The organism is Ilyomonas limi, assembly GCF_005233845.1.
GTDB classification, from domain to species: domain Bacteria; phylum Bacteroidota; class Bacteroidia; order Chitinophagales; family Chitinophagaceae; genus Ilyomonas; species Ilyomonas limi.
In genome coordinates, this window is sequence record NZ_SZQL01000020.1 from 23377 (window position 1) to 41448 (window position 18072).

The 18072-nt window shown below is 41.0% G+C and carries 15 protein-coding genes; 10 read left to right on the plus strand and 5 right to left on the minus strand.

From position 1 onward, the window contains the following. Nucleotides 1-232 precede the first annotated feature (232 nt). On the plus strand, nt 233-490 hold the full coding sequence (rpsT, locus tag FC093_RS19645) for a 30S ribosomal protein S20 (RefSeq protein ID WP_137263521.1): 258 nt from the start codon (nt 233-235) through the stop codon (nt 488-490). Nucleotides 491-854: 364 nt separating this feature from the next. Here the strand turns inward: rpsT and queA are convergent, their stop codons facing one another. Together queA and FC093_RS19655 are read right to left on the minus strand one after the other, a co-directional pair. Next, complete coding sequence (gene queA / locus FC093_RS19650) at nt 855-1904, minus strand: tRNA preQ1(34) S-adenosylmethionine ribosyltransferase-isomerase QueA (protein ID WP_137263522.1); 1050 nt, start codon at nt 1902-1904, stop codon at nt 855-857. A 355-nt stretch (nt 1905-2259) separates the two neighbouring features. Further along, the gene (locus FC093_RS19655; protein WP_137263523.1) at nt 2260-4581 is read right to left on the minus strand and encodes an efflux RND transporter permease subunit; all 2322 of its coding nucleotides are present in this window, start codon (nt 4579-4581) and stop codon (nt 2260-2262) included. Nucleotides 4582-4772: 191 nt separating this feature from the next. Here FC093_RS19655 and FC093_RS23840 point away from each other — a divergent pair, with 191 nt between their 5' ends. The 3 genes from FC093_RS23840 to pncB all read left to right on the plus strand — a co-directional run bounded on the left by FC093_RS23840 (nt 4773) and on the right by pncB (nt 7665). Continuing rightward, nucleotides 4773-4940, plus strand: a complete 168-nt coding sequence (locus FC093_RS23840; RefSeq protein ID WP_170971161.1) for a hypothetical protein — start codon at nt 4773-4775, stop codon at nt 4938-4940. A 159-nt stretch (nt 4941-5099) separates the two neighbouring features. After that, nucleotides 5100-6083 (plus strand): aldo/keto reductase, encoded by a 984-nt coding sequence (locus FC093_RS19660; protein ID WP_137263524.1) that lies wholly within the window; start codon nt 5100-5102, stop codon nt 6081-6083. Nucleotides 6084-6483: 400 nt separating this feature from the next. After that, complete coding sequence (gene pncB / locus FC093_RS19665; protein WP_137263525.1) at nt 6484-7665, plus strand: nicotinate phosphoribosyltransferase; 1182 nt, start codon at nt 6484-6486, stop codon at nt 7663-7665. 108 nt (nt 7666-7773) lie between these two features. Here pncB and FC093_RS19670 read toward each other — a convergent pair whose 3' ends face one another. After that, complete coding sequence (locus FC093_RS19670) at nt 7774-8436, minus strand: hypothetical protein (RefSeq protein WP_137263526.1); 663 nt, start codon at nt 8434-8436, stop codon at nt 7774-7776. Between the two features lie 480 nt (nt 8437-8916). On the opposite strand from FC093_RS19670, the gene FC093_RS19675 reads away from it, so the two are divergent. The 3 genes from FC093_RS19675 to FC093_RS19685 all read left to right on the plus strand — a co-directional run bounded on the left by FC093_RS19675 (nt 8917) and on the right by FC093_RS19685 (nt 14447). After that, a complete protein-coding gene (locus tag FC093_RS19675; protein ID WP_137263527.1) occupies nt 8917-10272 on the plus strand; it encodes a Gfo/Idh/MocA family protein in 1356 nt (451 codons plus the stop codon). A gap of 7 nt (nt 10273-10279) precedes the next feature. Continuing rightward, entirely contained in the window at nt 10280-11323 is a 1044-nt protein-coding gene (locus tag FC093_RS19680) for a DUF6807 domain-containing protein (RefSeq protein ID WP_137263528.1), read from the plus strand. A 145-nt stretch (nt 11324-11468) separates the two neighbouring features. Next, the gene (locus tag FC093_RS19685) at nt 11469-14447 is read left to right on the plus strand and encodes a PAS domain-containing sensor histidine kinase (protein WP_137263529.1); all 2979 of its coding nucleotides are present in this window, start codon (nt 11469-11471) and stop codon (nt 14445-14447) included. Nucleotides 14448-14594: 147 nt separating this feature from the next. Here the strand turns inward: FC093_RS19685 and FC093_RS19690 are convergent, their stop codons facing one another. Next, nucleotides 14595-15047 (minus strand): Hsp20/alpha crystallin family protein, encoded by a 453-nt coding sequence (locus FC093_RS19690; RefSeq protein ID WP_137263530.1) that lies wholly within the window; start codon nt 15045-15047, stop codon nt 14595-14597. 326 nt (nt 15048-15373) lie between these two features. Here FC093_RS19690 and FC093_RS19695 point away from each other — a divergent pair, with 326 nt between their 5' ends. From FC093_RS19695 to FC093_RS19705, 3 genes are all read left to right on the plus strand, one after another. Then, nucleotides 15374-15871: an ankyrin repeat domain-containing protein gene (locus FC093_RS19695; RefSeq protein WP_137263531.1), complete on the plus strand. Its 498-nt coding sequence runs from the start codon at nt 15374-15376 to the stop codon at nt 15869-15871. Between the two features lie 61 nt (nt 15872-15932). Then, nucleotides 15933-16409: an inorganic diphosphatase gene (locus tag FC093_RS19700; RefSeq protein ID WP_137263532.1), complete on the plus strand. Its 477-nt coding sequence runs from the start codon at nt 15933-15935 to the stop codon at nt 16407-16409. An 8-nt stretch (nt 16410-16417) separates the two neighbouring features. Beyond that, a complete protein-coding gene (locus tag FC093_RS19705) occupies nt 16418-16930 on the plus strand; it encodes a metallophosphoesterase family protein (protein WP_137263533.1) in 513 nt (170 codons plus the stop codon). Between the two features lie 108 nt (nt 16931-17038). Here FC093_RS19705 and FC093_RS19710 read toward each other — a convergent pair whose 3' ends face one another. Then, entirely contained in the window at nt 17039-17962 is a 924-nt protein-coding gene (locus FC093_RS19710; RefSeq protein ID WP_137263534.1) for a sugar phosphate isomerase/epimerase family protein, read from the minus strand. Nucleotides 17963-18072: the final 110 nt, after the last annotated feature.

The following is an 18072-nucleotide window of genomic DNA, read 5'->3' on the forward strand; positions in this document are numbered from 1 at the left end:
AGGCTTGCAAATATCGCTGAATATGGCACAAAAAAGGTGTTCTTTTTTACAAAACTTAACAATCTTTGCAAAAGGTGGAAAGACAAGTCTGTTTTTTCTTGTACAGCGTTGTATTATTAACTCCCTTTTTTCCATAATAGACACGCTATATAGCAAAAAAATTTTCTTATTTCATTTCGTACGCTTACTTTTGCAGTCCTAAAAAATTCAGGGTTCCTTAATATTATTATTTATGGCAAACCATAAAGCTACCGAAAAAGATGTACGCCAGGCGGCAAAACGCAGAGACAGAAACCGTTATTATGGCAAAACTACGCGTAACGCCATTCGCGACATCAGAGGATTAAAAGACGAGAAGGCGTACGATGAGCAATTGCCGCTGACCGTTTCTATGATAGATAAATTAGCTAAACGCGGTATTATTCATAAAAATAAAGCCAGCAACTTAAAAAGCAAGCTGGCTAAGAAAACAACGTTTAAGACGGCATAACTAACTTCTTTTTTTATTTTTTCGTCCCGACTTGTCGGGACTTTTTTTTGTACTAAAAAGTACATGCAATTTTCTATATAAACGCTGACAGGGTTCAAAACCTGAGTTTTATGTTTGAAGGTAAGGCAATATCGTCACTGTGGGCTTATGCGCAGCAGCCTGTGCTCAACTTTAAATCAAAATAGAAGGCTTAGTTTGATTGTACTACCATTCACAGATTGCTTTACTCCATTTGCAATAATGTAGCGTAAAATTGCACTCCGGTAGGTTTCGAACACTTAGCGGTTGTAAACCCTGCCAGCGTTAATAACAAAGCCGCTAAATAAACTTTAGCGGCTTTGTTATCTGCAAAAAATTATAACCTTTATATAATCAACATTGCATCACCATAGCTAAAGAAGCGGTATTTGTCTTTTATAGCTTTTTTATAGGCTTCCATAGTAAGGTCGTAGCCGGCAAAGGCGCAAACCATAATGAGTAAGCTGGTTTTAGGCAAATGGATATTGGTGACAAGGCTGTCTGCAATATTAAATTTATAAGGCGGATGTATAAAGATATTCGTCCAGCCCTCGCTTGGCTTTAATAATTGCTGTGCGGTAAAGCTTGTTTCCATGGCACGCATAGTAGTAGTGCCGATTGAGCAAATACGATGACCTGTCTCTTTGGCTTTGTTTACAATTTTGCAGGCTTCTTCGTCTATACGGTAGTATTCCGCATCCATCTTGTGCTTGCTTAGGTCTTCCACTTCTATGGGGCGAAAAGTGCCTAAGCCGGTATGCAGCGTAAGCTCGGCAAAACGGATACCTTTTATCTCACAACGCTTTATTAATTCACGGCTAAAGTGCAAGCCTGCTGTTGGAGCGGCAACTGCACCTTCGTGTTTTGCGTATACCGTTTGAAAGCGTTCTTTGTCTTCTTCATCGGGCTTGCGCTTAATGTATTTTGGCAGCGGTGTTTCGCCCAAAAACTCCAGCATCTGTTTAAAGCTCGCTTCATCGTTGTCCCACAAAAAACGAATGGTACGGCCACGGCTGGTGGTGTTATCAATTACCTCGGCTACGAGTTCATCGTTATCGCCAAAGTACAGTTTGTTGCCTACACGTATTTTACGGGCAGGATCTACAATTACATCCCACAAGCGGTTGGGCTTGTTAAGCTCGCGCAGCAAAAACACTTCTATTTTAGCGCCGGTTTTCTCTTTTCGCCCATACATACGGGCCGGAAATACTTTGGTGTTGTTTACTACAAATACGTCTTTGTCATCGTAATAGTCCAGAATGTCGCGGAAGTGTTTGTTTTCGATGTTACCGGTTTTGCGGTCAATGACCATCATCCGGCTGTCTTCGCGGCGTTTGGTGGGGTGTTGGGCAATTAAGTTTAAAGGAAGATCGAACTTGAATTGACTTAGTTTCATGTATATTGTTGACTTTTTACAAAGCAACATTCCATTTCGCCCTAATTCTTCACCGGGCTAGTGTCATGTTACGGCATGATGATTTTAAGAAAGTTTGCAAAGGTAAGGGATTTTTGCTTGTAACGGGTTAGCTGTTTAATTTAAAGATGGGAAATGTTTAATGTACGATGTTAAGTGTATCACTTATGATGCGAGATTTACGGAGTAAATGATGTGTATTGCTTGTGCGATATATACAGGTTTATTAAAATAAAAAATAGAAATGGCGATTGAATAAGTATAAGGGAATGCCTGAAATAAACTTATTAATAACTTCTTTTATATTCCTTAGTGCCTTAGGTCTTTGCTGCAACAATTACTTTACAGTATTACGCCGTTTTAATAATACAGGTAGCAATATGAGATTGGTTAAAGTGCCTACGACCAATGTAAGCGAGGTAAGCCAGCCCAGTCCTCTTGTTCCTCCAAACTCACTAAAACAGAAAATAATAAAACCTGCAATCAACACCAGCGATGTATAAATAATGCTGATACCGGTATGGCGAATGGTTTTGGAAAGCGTAAGATTAACCTGTTTGTTATATTGTGGCAGTTCCTGTTTATAGTTAATCAAAAAACGGATGGTTACATCTATGGCAATACCCAATGCAACGCTAAAAACCAGTACTGTAGAGGGTTTTAGAGCAACGCCGGTCCAACCCATAACGCCGGCAGTAACTACCAGCGGTACTAAGTTGGGTATTAAAGAACATAATAAGATACGGAACGATTTAAACAGGTACAACATACATAAGGCTATTAATCCAAAGGCATATAAAATACTTTCCTTTAATCCGTTAATGATAAAATTAGTACCTTCTAAAAACGTAACGCCTGTGCCTGTAATAGTCACATTATATCTGGAAGTATCAAATATTTGTGCAGCTTTTTTCTGAAAACTGTCCAGCAAAACAGGCAATCGTTTGCTGCCAATATCTTTCATGTTTACACTAATATGTGCTTTTTGTTTATTACTGTCTATAAAGCTATTCATCAGGGTAGTAACAGTATTGCTTTTGGTGGTGCCTGCTGTATCCGGGTTTTTTAAAAGTCCTACTATCAGCGGTGCATCAAACTCGGTAGGTAACGTATAACTCGTGCTGTCGCCGCCATAAAAAGCCTGCGTTACAAACTTCAGTCCTTCTACAAAAGATAAGGGTTTTGCGGTTTCGGGTTGCGAGGCGATGTAATAAGAAAAGCGATCTATTTTTTCAATGGGCTGCAGGTTTTTAAACAAGCCATTTTTGCGTTTAGTATCTATTACAATTTCCAATGGCATTACGCCATTAAAGTTTTGTTCAAACCATTTGAGGTCGGTATAAATCACGTCGGTTTTAGGTAAATCATCCACAATATAGCCTTCACTTTTCAGCCTGAAAATACCTGCTACTGCAATAGCGAGCACAACAACCGTAATGGCATATACCCAACTACTTTTGGTGAATGTCCAGTGTTCTATTCTACTTAATACTTTTTCTAAGAAGTAGTTATTTAAATACCGTAGCTGATGCGGCTTTGGCGGTGGCAGATAACTTAGTACAGCAGGAATAAAAATAAGTGAAATGAAGAATAATGCCATTACATTGATGCCGCTTACTACGCCAAATTCTTTCAGCAAATCGCTTTTGGTAAGTGCAAATACGGCAAAGCCGATAGCCGCTGCAATATTACAAAACAAGGTAACAATACCCATCCTCCCCACCATTGTTACCAGTGCTTCACGTTTGTTTTCTTTTTCAAGATAAGATGCATGGTATTTATTCAAAAAATAAATGCAGTTCGGAATGCCTATCACCACTATCAGGGGTGGAATGAGTGCAGTAAGCAAGGTTATTTTATACCCAAAAAATACCATAGTAGCCAGGCTCCATACTACGCCCATACCTACCACCAATAGGCTCATTAGCATGGCACTGAACGACCGGAAAAACAAGAGTAATGTAATAGCCGATAATACAAAAGAACCAAGCAAAAAGTAGTTGAGTTCTTTGGCTATTTTATTGGCAACAACAGTGCGTATATAAGGCAAGCCGCTGATGTGTACATCTATGTTTGTTCCATTTTCAAAACCCTGCACCTTGCCTATGATGCGGTTTATCAAAGCGGTGCGTGCTTTGCTGTTGGCAGAATCTTTATTCAGTTGCAAAGCCATGAGATAGCTATGTGTCTGCGGATTGTATAATAAGTTTTGATAAAATGGCAGGTTTTCAAAAGTAGCTTTATCACTGTCCAGCAATGCCTGGCTGGTATATGGATAATGAAAAATGCGTTCTGTTTGCAGCTTATCCAGCGAATCGTTCTTCACAAGATTAATAGCTTCGGGCACGCTTAAGATACCTTCTACACCGGGCACTGTACGAAGCTGCTGGTGCAGGTTGCCGGCTGCATTAAACACGTTGGTAGTATATAAATCGGGCGTTTGAAAACCCAGCACCAATGTATTTCCGCTTTGTCCGAATTGTTGCACATATTGCTGATATTGTATGTACTTAGGGTTATCGGTAGGTATAGCTTTGGAGAACTCGTAGCTCATTTGCACTTTGGTGGCATGATAACCCATAAACGCCGTAATTACCAACAGCAAAAAGAGCAAGGGAAGTCTGAACCTGAGAATGAACCTGCCTAAACTAAACCACATAGCTACACAAATAATAAGTGAACAAATGGCTGCAAAGAAACAACGGAAGTACCGATGCAGCAAACGAATAAATTAGAGCTGATAATTATCAACACTGAAGACTATCTGCTAAACATTTCTTTATTGCGCTGTGCAAGGCATAAAAATTGTGACCAGACGAAAGCTGCATAAAAACAGCATTCTATTTTGCTGTGCATAACCATTATTTTATTACGCTCTCCATTGCTGATGGCACAGAGATGGATACTTATATTGACTTGCTGATAAAAAAAGGCTATCCGGGAATTATTTTTCAGGAAGCTCTTGGTGTAAACCGGCACATTTGCAATATAGTGGAACGCCCGTGCAAAGTAGGGTAGCTGTAATTGCACCGGACTTTTTTTATCGCACGAGGAAGAGGGTAGGAGTTTGTTTAACCGAACTTAGTGCAGTCATGCAGCATATAAAAGCATCAATGTTGGCGTTCTTTACAAGCAGCCTAAAGTAAATCTTATCTGTTTACCCATAAAACAAACCACATGAAATACCGGAGATTTGGAAATAACGAACAGCTTTCTGCTATTGGTCTTGGCTGCATGAGCATGAGCCATGCGTATGGTGTGCCAAACGATGAAGAATCTATTGCAACGCTCCAGCTTGCTTTAGACTTAGGCATTAACTTTTGGGATACCGCTGATGTATATGGCAATGGAAAAAATGAAGAGCTTATTTCGAAAGTATTAGTACCTAATCGCGATAAGGTATTTATTGCAACCAAGTTTGGATTTACCCAACAAACCGATGGCAAGGCCATTATGTTTAATGGCTCGCCTGCTTATATGAAAAAAGCAGTAGAAGGGAGCCTGAAACGGCTGAAGACAGAAACCATTGACCTCTATTATGCACACCGGATAGACCCTAATGTGCCGGTTGAAGAAATGGTGGGAGCTATGGCACAATTAGTAAAAGAAGGCAAAGTGCGTTATCTTGGTCTATCCGAAGCCTCTCTTAATTCTATCCACAAAGCACATGCAGTTCATCCTATCAGTGCAGTACAAAGTGAATATTCTTTACTTACCCGTGATGTAGAAAAAGACGTACTTCCAACCTGCAAAGAATTGGGTATTACTTTCGTGCCGTTTAGCCCACTAGCAAGAGGATTGATGACAAATACGTTAAATCTGTCTGAATTACCGGATAATGATTTTCGTAAAAAGCTGCCGCGCTATCAGGAAGCATACCAGGAAAATAATCAAAGCCTTGCATCTGAATTTGCACGGTTGGCAGCGCAGATTGGTTGCTCACCGGCGCAGCTTGCCATTGCGTGGGTGCTGGCGCAAGGCGATAATATTATTCCCATCCCCGGCACTAAGAAGCAAAAAAAATTGCGTGATAATGCCGGCAGTGTAGATATAGTATTATCTCCGCAAAACCTTATAGAAATTGACGAATTGCTGGCAAAATATCCCAATACCGGTAGCCGCTACGACGAAGCGAGCTGGCAAATGGTAGATAAGAGTTAGCATGCAATTATTTTAAAGTTTGTTATTAGCCAAACTACCCGTTCAAAAATAGAAATGCAATTTAGAGTGAGTGGAGGCGTTGGCCGGGCAACACGAAGTCTTATTGAAAATAAACGTGTAGAGCGATCAGGATGTTCCTGAATCCGTGAAGTGGTTCATGGAGGCAAAAAAGATAATAGTTCGCGAAATAACCAAGCAAAGCGTTCTCCTGAATACCATTTAGAAACATCAATACATTCATGACTTTTTGTGTCAATGCCTGCCCCTGACTTGTTGGGGATAAAAAAAGTAAATACGGAATATAATTTTAAAATCATACTCAAAAACATATTTGGAATTTGTAAGAGCTTGTTTATTTTATTTTTGATAAATGGATAAAAATGTGAGTTTTAACAACAATATGCAATCAACTTCTACTTTACTTTCTTCTTTGCTGGATAACGATTTTTACAAGTTCACCATGCAGTATGCCGTTATCCATTTGTTCCCGAGGGCAAAAGCAAAATATGCGTTTATCAACAGAGGAAAACACCTTTTTCCCAAAGGGTTTGCAGCCGCATTACAGGCGAGTGTTAATGCCATAGCTACGCTAAAATTAACAAAGGAAGAAAAAGAATTTCTTACTATTACCTGTCCTTATCTGCCGCCTACTTATTTAGATTTTCTGGAAGGCTATACTTACAACCCGGCTGAAGTAAGCATAGAACAAACCGGCGATGATTTAAGCGTAAGAGTAGAAGGTTATTGGTATCGAACTATTTTGTGGGAAGTGCCTTTGCTATGCCTCATTTCAGAATTGTATTATCAGCTCAATAACCAGCAGCGCGTGCCCGATGCAGAAGTATATGGCATTACCAAACACAAGATTGAACAATATAATGCACTCGGTGTAACCATTGCAGAATTTGGTACCCGCCGCAGGCATTCTTATGAAGTACATAAGATAGTAATGCAGGCCTTAACGCAAAATGGCGGAGCTTCTTTTGTAGGTACCAGTAATGTGCACCTGGCTATGATAAATAATGTAAAACCCATTGGTACACATGCACATGAATGGTTTATGTTTCATGCGGCGAAATATGGCTATAAAATGGCAAACTCGATGGCGCTGGAGCATTGGAGCGATGTGTATCGCGGTGATTTGGGCATCGCTTTGTCTGATACTTATACAAGCGAAGTGTTCTTTCAGCAGTTTGATAAAAAGTTTGCGAAACTGTTTGATGGCGTGCGGCACGACAGCGGCGACCCGATTGAATTTGCACAAAAAACAATAGACCATTACGCAAAGCTTGGTATCCAGCCGCTCTCCAAAACCATTACTTTTTCCGATGCGCTTAATTACGACAAGGTGGCGCGGATTGCCCATTTTTGCAAAGGCAACATAGGCATGTCGTTCGGCGTTGGTACCAACTTTACCAACGATGTTGGCCTGCCAGCTATGAATATTGTAATGAAGCTCACAGAAGCTTATCCGGAAGGCGAGCCCTGGACAAAAGTGGTTAAGTTATCTGACGAAAAAGGCAAGTACACCGGCGATCCCGAAGAGATAGCACTGGCAAAGACGATTTTGCATATTTCTTAATATGGAATCTCACACTCACTAACGGCATACAGGAACAAAGAAGAGTTTAAAAGCTACTACTTTGTTGTGTTTCTCTGTTTTGTCCGCGCCACTGTGGTTTGCCAGCACTCAATACTCCGAAGCGTCAAATACAGTTGAGTGCACAATTTCTTTGTGAATGTTAAATTTTTCATTGATGCCGGCAACAATATCGTATATCCATTTGGGAGAGTATGGCGATATATAAATGCGCTCTATCAGCGTGTTTAAATCCACATCAATAAACACACCGTCATTGGTATCCTGGGCCTGCCAGTTGAATGTGTTGTCTTTGGGCATCACGTAGCAGCAACGCACTTCGTTTTCATATTCATACATTTTGCGCTTGTGCAAAAAAGGCTTCAGCGAATTATTGAAAAGGATAGCTTCACAATCATCATCATAGTCCACCTTGCCAATAAAAACGGGTTGCTTTGCTTTGTTAAAACAATGCTTTAGCCGTTCATAAGTAGTTTGAATAGCAAGCCCATAAGTGCCTTTTGCATAGATCTTCCACATAGCGTAGTTTTCCACGTTGTTCCAGTGCCAGCTATTAATGGTAACATACGTGCGCTTTGCCATGTGCTCTTCCGCGAGCTTTTCCATCTGCTGTTTTGCTTTTTCTATGTCCCCTTCATCATCATGATCATCTGTCAGTTTCTCCATCTGTTCTTTTGTTAGTTCCTTTTTTGCTTCTGCCGTGTATTTACCTTCAAACGGGTCTTCAAACCGGTCGGCTCTGCAAAAGAACAATTGTTGTTTCAGCAGTAAATCTATATAACGCGGAAGGTCCTGGTAGCGCCATAAAATGGCAGTATCATCTATTTATTTAAAATCGTTATGTGGTTTGAACATAGGCTGATAGTTGCAATCGCACATGGGATATTGCATTAAAATGTATGCCATCAAAAGGGATTAAGATAGTATGTTGTTTTACAAAGCAGTAAGTTATTGGTGCATAATTATAACTAAGGAAATAATTACCCAATGTATTTAAGTGTTGATTTAACAGTTAAGATGAAGTAGCTGTTTATAAAATAAGAATAATTTAGGGTTGCTCCTTTATGACACTCCGCTCTTGCATATTTTATTATACCGCACACCTGCCTGCCGGCATGTCCCACATCATAATTGTACATCAAAACACTTACTATAATTTCTTCCTCACCGAATATTCATAAATTCCACTCATTTTTAAATATCTTCACCACCACTAATCAATATCATTTTGCTATGCCACAATCACGAAGACATTTTATTAAACAAACCACGCTTACTTCTGCAGGCGCTTTCTTAGGTGCCAGTGCTTTTAGTGCTTCCAGTTACAAGAGAATAATAGGCGCCAACGACCGCGTGCGCGTAGGTGTTGTAGGCTTTTCAGACCGGCACAGAAGCTCGCACATGCCTTGCTTTATGAACCACTATAAAGAATTGAATTTTGATGTGGTAGCCGTATCGGATATATGGAACAGAAGGCGGGAAGAAGGCGCCGCTGCCTGGAAAAATAAGATGGGACATGAGGTAACCGCCTGCCGCAACAATGAAGAATTGTATGATAAAAAATTGGTAGACGCGGTATTCATCAGCACTGCCGATTTTCAACATGCTTTACATGCCATAGAAGCCGTAAATGCCGGTTGCGATGCCTATGTGGAAAAACCTTTTGCCGAAACCATGGACGACAACCGAGCTGCCCTGAAAGCTATTAAAGATTCAGGTAAGATTGTACAAATTGGTTCGCAGCGCAGAAGCGGCACCAATTATTGGGCAGCTTACGACTTTATCCGTTCGGGTAAGTTTGGACCTGTAACAATGGTGGAACTGACATGGAATGTAAACCAGCCGGGACGCTGGCGCCGGCCAGACGTAGTACCTTTATTAAAAGAAGAAGATACCGACTGGAAACGCTTTTTACTAAACCGTCCCAATGATGTGTTTGACCCAAGAAAATATTTGGAGTTCCGCTTGTTTTGGCCGTATTCATCAGGATTGCCAGGGCAGTGGATGAGCCACCAGATAGATACAGTGCATTGGTTTACCGGCTTGCCGCACCCCAGAAGTGCAGTTGCCAACGGTGGCATTTATATGTGGAAAGATGGCAGAAAAAACTGGGATACCATGACGGTAGTTTTTGATTATGGTCCGCTTAATGATCCTTCTTCCGGCTTCCAGGTGTCCTTTGCTTCGCGCATGCACAACGGTGAAGAAGACCCAAAAGAAATTTATTACTCCAATGGTGGCGAATTAAACCTGAATACCAATAAAGTTTCTCCAGCAGGTGGGCTTACACAGAAAATGGCTGCGCAAATGGGTATGCAGGCAAATTTGTTACCCGAGATAAGTCTTGAGTCGAAAGAAAAGGTAGTAGTTTCTGCCAACACCGGGGGCGATACGCTTACTTCCAACCACATTCGCAACTGGATGGAGTGTGTGCGCAGCCGCAAGCAACCGCATGCGCCTGTAGAAGCGGGCTATGCACATGCTGTAGCAGTGATTATGGCAAATGCTGCCGTACACACTGGCGCCAAAGTAACCTTTGATGAACAGACCGGGGAAGTAATGGCGAATGGTAAACCATTTAAATATTAGTAAGCTTATGATTGTAAAAAAGATAACTGCTGCACTTTGTATGTGCTTCATTATTGCACCTGCACTTGCCCAAAAAAATGAAATGGTAAACGTAATGCCAAACGAAAATGCAAAGCAAATAGCTATTACGATTGGCGGGCAGCCTTTTACTACTTTTTGGTATCCTGATACATTGGAAAAGCCAATGCTTTTTCCCATTGCCGCTGCAAATGGAACAATTGTTACCCGGGGTTTTCCATTGGTTACACGCGCCGGCGATCCTACCGATCATCCGCATCATGTGGGGCTTTGGTTTACTTTTGAAAATGTAAACGGGTTGGACTTCTGGAACAATTCGTATGCTATTCCCAAAGAAAAAGAGAGCGGCTATGGCTGGATAAAAACCGATAAAATTTTGAGGGTTGGCAGTGGTGAAAAAGGTACGTTATCTTATCACGCCAACTGGACTAATGAGGCTAATAAGGTATTGCTCGAAGAAGTAACGCATTACGTTTTTAGCGGTAATGCGCGCCAGCGTATCATAGACAGAATTACTACTTTAACTGCTGATACTACGGTTCTTTTTAAAGATGCCAAAGATGGCATGTTGGGCTTGCGGGTTGCGCACGAGTTGCAAATTCCTTCCAAAGAAGACCAGCAATTTATGGATGATAAAGGCAATGTAACAGTTGTAAAAGGTGGCAACGATACTATTGCCAATGGCAATTATCTTACCAGCGAAGGCAAGACCGGTGATGATGCCTGGAGTACACGCGCCAGATGGTGCAAAATATATGGCAAGATGGGCAACGATTCGGTAAGCATTACCATCATAGATCATCCGGCCAATATAAATTATCCTACCTTTTGGCATGCACGCGGCTATGGTTTGTTTGCTGCCAATCCTTTGGGCGAAAACATTTTTACCAATGGTAAAAGTGCCAAAAACCTGCAGCTCCATAAAGGCGAGTCGGTTACATTCCGTTATCGTATCATTATCCAAAATGGTAGTACAACCCTTTCACCCAAACAGTTAGATATGCTGGCTGATAATTTTGCAAAGGTGAAATAAGTATAGTTGTAATAAACTTTTAGCAGCAAGCAATCTTTATTTATAGCAATCTATAATTTATGCTTAATAAAATTACTGCTGGTTTATTCACTTATTTTATTAGCATATTTTTACACGTTGTGCTAAAGAACAATTTTTCGTTTCTATGAATATGGGTGCAACTCATCAACCTGCTACTGACGACCGTTTTGAAACAAAAACAAAGATGACCAACGATGCTATCTGGGATTGGGATCTTACTACTAATAAAATGTGGTGGAACGAAGGTTTTAAAAACATCTTTGGTTATACCGAAGCTGAACCTACTATTGACTCCTGGACCAGCAGGATACACCCGCATGACATTGAAAGGATAACTACTGCCGTAAAGCAGGTGATTGCAAATGAAAGCGACAAGTGGGGTGAAGAATACCGCTTTTTGCGTGCCGATGGCACATACGCTTATGTGTTTGGCAGAGGCTACGCTATTGTGCAGAATAATAAGCCTTTAAGAGTTGTAGGTTGTATGATAGATATAACTGCGCAAAAACAACTGCAAACAGCCAAAGAAGAATCGGAAGAATGGATACGCTTTGCCTTAGATGCTGCGGGACTTGGCACCTGGGATTTTGATATACAATCGGGCATGATTAAGTGGGATAAGCGTTGCAGGGAATTGAATGGCTGGAGCAAAGGCGAAGACATAAAACTTGAAAACATTTTAGTCCATATTCATCCTGATGATCTGAAACGGGTGGAAGATTCAATTGCTGATGCAATTAATCCGGCAATAAAAGGAGATTACCACATTGAGTTTAGAGTAATAGGTGCTGAGGATAAAGTAGAACGATGGATACGAAGTAAAGGCAAGGCTCATTTTAATGAGGATGGCACTGCAAAACGCCTGTCGGGTATTGTACAGGATATTACCAAAGAAAAAAACAACCGGCAGGAGCAGGATATGTTGCTGAAACTGGTGGATAATACACCTGAATTTGTTGCGATGGCCACTGCCGAAGGTAAAGTAATCTACCTTAATAATGCAGGCAGAAAACTCGTGGGTATTGGCCCGAATGAAAATGTACACGACATTGAAGTAAGAAATTTTTATTTGCCTGAATTTTATACTTTTTTGGAGAAGGATGTATTACCTGCACTTTTCAGGAACAGCCATTGGTCTGGCAAAATACATTTAAAGCATTTTAAGACGGATGAACAGATTCCCTGCCATGCAGAGTTTATTACCATTAACGATCCGGCTACGGGAAAAGTACTGGTACGCGGCGTCACCATGCGCGATCTACGGCCGGAGTATGCTGCACAGGCCGAACAACTAAAGCTGCTGACGCTGGTGGATAACAGTGTTGACATGATGTCCATTTTACGGCTGGATGGTAAAAACAGCTATATCAATAAAGCCGGTAAGGTATTGCTTGGGCTGGATGAGAATGCCGATGTAACGGAGATCTCTATCAGCGAATTTCATACGCCGGAGCAGATCAGTTTTGTGCAGCAGGAAATTCTTCCAAATGTGATGAAAAATGGCAGGTGGTCGGGCCGCTTTGCTATTAAACACCTGAAAACAGGTGAAATTATTCCGCTCGAAAATAATAGCTTACGTATTGATGATGCCATTACCGGCCAACCTATTGCTATTGGTGCGGTAATGCGCGATCTAAGACCGGAAATGGCTGCGCAAAGTGAGCAAAGAAGATTGCTTGCTTTGCTGGAGAATACCAATGATTTTGTAAGCCTTTCCGATATCAGTGGCAACGTATCTTATGTAAATGCTTCGGGCTTAAGGATGATGGGGTTTGAAAATTTGGAAGAAGCAAAAAGACACAATACCGAGTATGTAATGCCAGGCGAAGTAAACCATGTAAAATATACAATTTACAAGGCTTTGATGGAAAGAGGCGTATGGAGCGGAGAAGTGTTGTATCGTCACTTCAAAACCAGAGAAGCCATACCTGTGCAAGGCACTACGATGATGGTGTACGACCCTGTTACCCGTCAGCCACAAGGCAGGGCAACTATTGTAAGGGACTTGCGCCCCGAAAGAGCCGCGCAAAAAGCACTGCGCGAAAGTGAGCAACTGTTTAGAAGCATTGCCACTGCACTGCCACTAATATTATGGATGTCCAATGCAAAAGGAGAAATTACCTTCATGAATCAAAAATGGGTAGAGTTTCTGGGCTTGCCCGGGCAGCCAAAATTTGATGGTCAAATATGGTATGAGGCTATTGTGGAGGAAGACCGCGAGGCTGCAGTGCAAACTTATTCTTATGCCATGCAGTCTGCCACTACGCTGAGCATGGAATTTCGCGTAAAACGCGCAGATGGGAAAATTATATGGACTTACTCGCTTGGTCAGCCCCAGTACGATCAGCAAGGTAATTATACGGGTTTTTTAGGCTATACCATTGACATAACAGCACAAAAAGAATTGCAGCGCCAGAAAGATGAATTTATTGGTATTGCGAGCCACGAATTGAAGACCCCTGTCACCAGCATTAAAGCCTATGCACAATTGCTGAAAGAGATGTCTGCCGTACGGGGTGATACCTTAGAAACACAGATGCTTACCAAAATGGACGGACAGATAACCAAGTTGTCCAACCTTATCCGCGATTTGCTGGATGTAACCAAAATTCAGGCAGGCAAGCTGCAGTTTAATGATGCGTATTTTGACTTTGATAAACTTGTAGAGGAAGTGTTGGAAGAGATGCAGCGTACTACCAACCGTCATCAGATAGTCTGGCAGGGCTCTGATTTAGGTATTATATATGGCGACGAGCACCGCATCAGCCAGGTTATCACCAATCTCCTGTCTAATGCCATTAAATATTCGCCAAACGCAGATAGAATCATTGTTACTGCCAGCAAAGAAAATAATGAAGTAAAACTATCGGTACAGGATTTTGGAATAGGCATTCCCAAAGACAATCTGGAGAAAGTGTTTGAACAGTTTTATCGCGTGAGCAATAATAAACAGCACCTCTATCCGGGGCTTGGTTTGGGGCTGTATATTTCAGCCGAAATCATTCGCCGCGAAGGTGGCAAAATTGGCGTGGAAAGCACTGAAGGAGAAGGCTCCATCTTCTATTTTACATTGCCTATTGACAGTAAAAAGGATAGTGCATAAAAGAAGGCAAACAATTGAGACTTATTTCAGTTTGATGTATTACAACATAGCCCACGGATTAATCCGTGGGCTATAAAGAATGTTTGTTTGATGCAATAGAACCATTTTTTTAGATTCCGTTGATGCCTAAAAATTCCAATTCAGAAATTAAGCAATTTCAATCATGCGCGGCGGTTTTTGCTTAGCTTCTTCTTTTTTAGGAATCATCAGGTGCAATACACCATCTTCGTAGCGGGCTTGTATTTTATCGGCATCCACTACATCTTTTTGCAGGGTAAAAGTGCGGTAGAAAGATTGGTAACTGAATTCGCGGGTAATGTATTTTTCATCGCCACTACTCTGTTGTTCATTCTCTTTTTCTGAACTAAGGGTGAGTACATTACCATCCAGTTGCACTTTAAAATCTTTTTTGTTCATGCCGGGGGCTGCCACTTCTACTTCGTAATTGTCACCTGTCTCTTTGATGTTTACTGCCGGAATAGTCGTGTTGGTATTCGAGAAATTAGACGTATTCCAATTAAAAATGTCGCGGTTAAAGAAATCATCAAAGAATGTAGGTAAATGGTTCAGCAAATTACCGTTTCTTCTTACGATTGTCATAATTGCCTCCTTTTAATTGGTTAAAGAATAATTTTATAAGTGTTTAGCAAGCAAAATGCCACGGCATTTTTCACCCGGTAGCGCTGCAATTTTTTCTTTTTAGCTGCAAAAAATACAGGATTTAAGACAAATTTTCCTGCTTACAGCGGTACACGAATGCTTAGGAATATTGAATAATTTAAATGCAGCTACAGAATTGTAAATTGTATGAGAAAGTCCACTCACAAACCGCCATTTACCACTTACAAAAAACATCTGTGTTTATATGTGAGAAACTACAATAGCTGGTTTTATTTTTGCCATTATAAAAATTCATTTCATTACTTATGCCACCTTCTTTACAATACGATTTTTTGGATGCTTGCCGACGCGGCGATTTGCAACAGGTAAAAGAACTATTTACTATCAATAATATGCTTATCAATACCGAAGACGCTAAAGGTTTTACGCCGCTTATTATTGCAGTGTATAACAATCAGGCGGAGGTTACAGATTTTTTACTCAGCAATGGCGCACGCACCGAAAGTCAGGATGCATCGGGCAATACAGCGCTAATGGGCGCTGCTTTTAAAGGCTATAAAGTATTGGTTGAAAAATTATTAAATGCCGGCGCCGATGTCAATCAGCGTAATTATCAGGGTGCTAATGCACTTACGTTTGCAGCCACTTTTGGACAAATGGAAATTGCAGAATTGCTGTTGCAAAAAGGCGCTGATATGTTTGCAGAGGATGTGCGCGGCAAGAGTCCGCTGGACCATGCAGTAATACAGGAAAACGAGCCGATGGTATTGCTGTTGGAACGATATGCAAGCAATGGGCAATAAATAAAAATAGGGCATAAAGCATTGCTTTCAATAATAACATTAACCATTAACAATATACAATATGGATGCGGTAATTGCCATTATTGAAACACCTAAGGGAAGCGCTCATAAATATACTTACGAGCGGGATAAGCACTTATTCAAGCTCACCAAAGTATTGCCTGCAGGCATGGTATTTCCATTTGACTTTGGTTTTATTCCCGATACTAAAGGTGAAGACGGCGACCCGCTCGACATTATTGTTATTTCCGAATTTCAAACCTTTACCGGCTGCATGATGGATTGCCGTATTATCGGCGGCATTAAGGCACAGCAAACAGAGCGCGATGGCAGAACTTTACGCAACGATCGCTTCATTGGCATTCCCGAAGTATCGCAATTATTTGCCGATATAAATAGTACAGAAGATTTTCCGAAAAAAATTATGGATCAGTTAGAAGCATTCTTTAAAAACTACAACGAGCAAAGCGGCAAACAGTTTAAGTCGTTGGGCCGGATGACGCCGGAGGAAGGATATACATTAATTCAAAAAGGATAAGGTTGAATATGATAAAAATTGGTTTGCTCTCCGATACACATAATTATTTAGATGAAGCTGTTTTTAAGCACTTTGAGTATTGTGATGAAATATGGCACGCCGGCGACTTTGGTACGATAGATATTGCTAATAAATTGCGTGCTTTTAAGCCACTAAAAGGCGTGTACGGCAATATTGATGGCTATGATATAAGAAGCGAATTTCCTGAACAGCTTCATTTTCAGTGCGAAGGTGTGAAGGTATTTATGAAGCACATTGGTGGTTATCCAGGCAAGTATGCACCCGGTGTGAGGAATACTATTATTGCACAGCAACCACAACTGTTTATATCCGGTCATTCGCACATACTTAAGATCATGTATGATGATAAACTACACTGCCTGCATATCAATCCCGGAGCAGCAGGATTGCAAGGTTGGCACAAAGTGCGGACGTTAGTACGTTTTGTTATTGATGATACAGAAATTAAAAATTGTGAGGTGATAGAGTTGGGTAAAAAAGGAATGAAGGAATCATTGTAAATCCTTTATAAAATTAATTAGGGGCGAAAGCAGCCCGTCATTATCTTACGCCAAGTTCTCCAAAATATTTGTAATCAGTGCTATCAGTTGCATTCATCAGCTTAATCATTATTCAGGAAGATCTTTGAAATGTGCACGCATTTTTACCGGATAATCTGCCAATGCAATCTCCGGTTCCGCAATTTCAGGGTGCCACAGCTTTTCCCATTCAAAGCTGTAATAACCGGTATAAGCGTTTCTATATAAAACATCTATGCCCGCAAACACCGGCGAAATACCCTGACCGAGCAAGGTGTATAATTCTTTTCCATTTACTATGCTGAGGTCTTTGATATGTGCATGATGAATGTATGGCTTTAACTTTTGATACACTTGCGCCGGCGGCTCTTTGGTTACCGACCACATATTTACAATATCCCACACCAAACCAACTTTTGGATGTGCTGCCAGTTGCATTATATGTACTATGTCATCTGCTTTTACTACCTCGCCATGCGTTTCCATCAGCACAGTTACATTGGTATTTTTGGCATAATCGCCCAACTCCTGCAAGCCTTTTGCAATCAGTTCCATAGTAGCATTGCGGTCTTGACCGGGTGGAAAATCGTTAGGGAAAACGCGGATGTAAGAGCAGTGTAATTGTTGTGCCAGGTCAATAAATGCTTTGGCTTCATCGAGGTTCTTTTTGCGTTCGGCAGCATCGCTGTGATGCAAAGCAGCGGAAGACCCCAGGTTTACAATATGGAGTCTTTTATCCTTTACCAATTGCATTGTGTCATTTATTTTATCTGCACTGAATACCGGGCACTTTGGTAAATACATCTCCCGCTCAATACCTCTTATTTCAATGCCATTATAGCCGTTAGTGGCTGCAAAATGTACAATAGTATCAAAGCTCCAGTCGGGGCAGCCTAAGGTAGAAAACGAAAGCAAAGGCTTGTTGTTTTTGAAATAAAAATTGTTTTTTGCTAGCGGAAACAGCAACAGGCTGCTTGTGTTTTTTACAAAGTTTCTCCGTGTAATATTTTTCATATTGAAGCAGATAAGCGTGGTGGAAAGATACATTATCCGGACGGAGATTTGAGAGATTTTTAAGATTTGCCGGATTATATAATAAGAATATGTTTTTGCTTTACTGGTAT